Here is a 1,848-nt window from a genome sequence, read left to right as displayed (position 1 = left end):
CCCCCAATGTTGACCCGCCGCCGCCGGACTACGACACCTGGGTCGCCTTGCTTCATTGCGCAACGCCAGCTTGCGCTCCCATCAGCGATTCGATTTCCCTCGGATCGATCGGCGTCGGCCGCAGTGGCGAGCCTCGGCTGGCTCGTCGACAGGACGGAACCCTGGTCACCATCGCGTTCGACCCGCATTGTGCGGCCATTCTGGTATGGGACGCGGCGCTGGATCGCTAACACATGGGCAGGCGTTTGCCGATGTCGGCCACGGTGGACATTGCGTCCGGTTGGCTTTGGGTTGTTGCGCCGAGGCGAGTCCCCCGTCGTCGATAGCCCGAACGCCAGCGCGGCAAATAACAGCGCCTTGGCGCCCAAGGGATATCAGGCAACCAAGTGGGCTCCCGGAAGCCCGCTCATCTGGTCAGAGGTGCTCCGCAACCTAACCAACCTTGAGCGGCCCCTCCCGGGCTGATTGGACGCTTGCGGAACCATCAACGCTACTGGAAATGGGCTGCCTGGACACATGAAAGGCGATGTCTGCTTGGGGTCGGATAACGAAACAAAGCAAGGTCGTTATCCGGCCACTTCGAGCCATTCGCAGCCATGAACGGCTCGCCTGCGCTTCAGAGATAGGTCACCGTCTGCAGCCGGCCCATGGCCGCGGTGCCGGCTGCGGTCGTCCGCTCGACCAGATAACGCAGCAGCTGGTCGGACTCGTCCGCGTGCAGCGTGCGCGTCGACGAGGCATAGAACACCTCTTGCTGATCCGCCGAAGCCGGGCCCATCAGGCAGTGGCCGATCTGTGTCGGTGCGCCCGACGGCAGCGGAGGGACGGCGATCGACTGGCTGGCAATCGGGCACGTAGGCTCGACCACGGCGCCGGCAAACTCGATGCGACCATTACCGCCCTCGGCCTCGACGAGGTCGGGAACCATCAGCGCCAACGCAAGAACAAACAGTGTGGGTGAGATATTCACGGTACGAATTCCACGAGTCGACGATGCATTCCGGATGTCGCTCGTTCGTGTCGTTCAGTGCATGCCCGAAATCGGCCGATGCATCTTTTGCACTGAAATTGCCGACCCCGGCGGTCAGTTCGCCCAGGCCAGCATGGGGAGGAGTTGCCGGCCCGTAGCGCTGGGATGCAACAGGACGCAGCGCGCGCACATGCCGCGCAGCAAGACGCGGCGCGCAGCGGCGGTGCGTGCGCTGCCGTCAAAGGTCCGAATGGCCCGGAGCAGGAAAGCCGGGTTGTCCAGCGGATGCCCGAAAATCGAACCGTGCTGCGATCTACCGGTGGCGGTGCACTCGACCTGGTTGCTCATGGCTGATGCCTGCAAGGAAACGAAAGACAAGGAAAGACGAGCAAGCAAGCTGCCAAAAATCGAAAAGAAGTGTGGTGCCCATCACAGCTTGAAAGTATCGATGCGATGTTTGGTGATGCATGCCACAACCAGCCAGGGATTAGGCCCACAGGAATGTCGCTGGCGTTTTCACATTTGTGGACGCGAGAACCCGGAAAGCGTGTCGCACATCACACTCCCGGCGCTTTCGTTCATGTTCGCTGGATGCATGCGGCAAGCCGGCCTGGATACATCCGCAGCAGATTTGCCCTGCGAGTGACGTAGCGCGTCCACTACCTACGTATCGTGGATAGTCTCCGACCCAAATCCATACACACGTACTCAATCGCAACGTCAGCGGCGCCCCAAGCCCACTGGATCATTGAGTAGTAGTGACTGGCCTTGCCAGCTCGGCCAGGGCACGGGATGCCATATCAGGGGACTGCGCCCGCAGATCCGGAGAAGTGCGGCACGGCACCGCACTCTGCTCTGATAGCCACTATTTCGCCGTC

General features: G+C 61.9%; 4 protein-coding genes. 2 read left to right on the top strand and 2 right to left on the bottom strand.

The features are described from left to right. Nucleotides 1-230: hypothetical protein (locus tag B0E46_RS17925; protein ID WP_217316370.1), on the top strand; the 230-nt coding region annotated here is incomplete at its 5' end. A 386-nt stretch (nt 231-616) separates the two neighbouring features. Here the strand turns inward: B0E46_RS17925 and B0E46_RS17110 are convergent. Both B0E46_RS17110 and B0E46_RS17105 read right to left on the bottom strand, forming a co-directional pair. After that, nucleotides 617-970, bottom strand: coding sequence for a hypothetical protein (locus B0E46_RS17110; protein WP_139350621.1), 354 nt, complete (start codon nt 968-970; stop codon nt 617-619). Nucleotides 971-1,084: 114 nt separating this feature from the next. Further along, entirely contained in the window at nt 1,085-1,318 is a 234-nt protein-coding gene (locus B0E46_RS17105) for a hypothetical protein (protein ID WP_077556956.1), read from the bottom strand. Between B0E46_RS17105 and B0E46_RS17825 the strand changes: the two genes are divergently transcribed. After that, complete coding sequence (locus tag B0E46_RS17825) at nt 1,317-1,616, top strand: hypothetical protein (RefSeq protein ID WP_168171241.1); 300 nt, start codon at nt 1,317-1,319, stop codon at nt 1,614-1,616. The genes B0E46_RS17105 and B0E46_RS17825 overlap by 2 nt on opposite strands. Nucleotides 1,617-1,848: the final 232 nt, after the last annotated feature.

This window comes from Rhodanobacter sp. B04 (assembly GCF_002001125.1).
In the GTDB taxonomy this organism is placed as follows: Bacteria; Pseudomonadota; Gammaproteobacteria; order Xanthomonadales; family Rhodanobacteraceae; genus Rhodanobacter.
The sequence above is the reverse complement of the archived record's forward strand: the minus strand, read 5'-3'. Positions and strand labels throughout refer to the sequence as shown.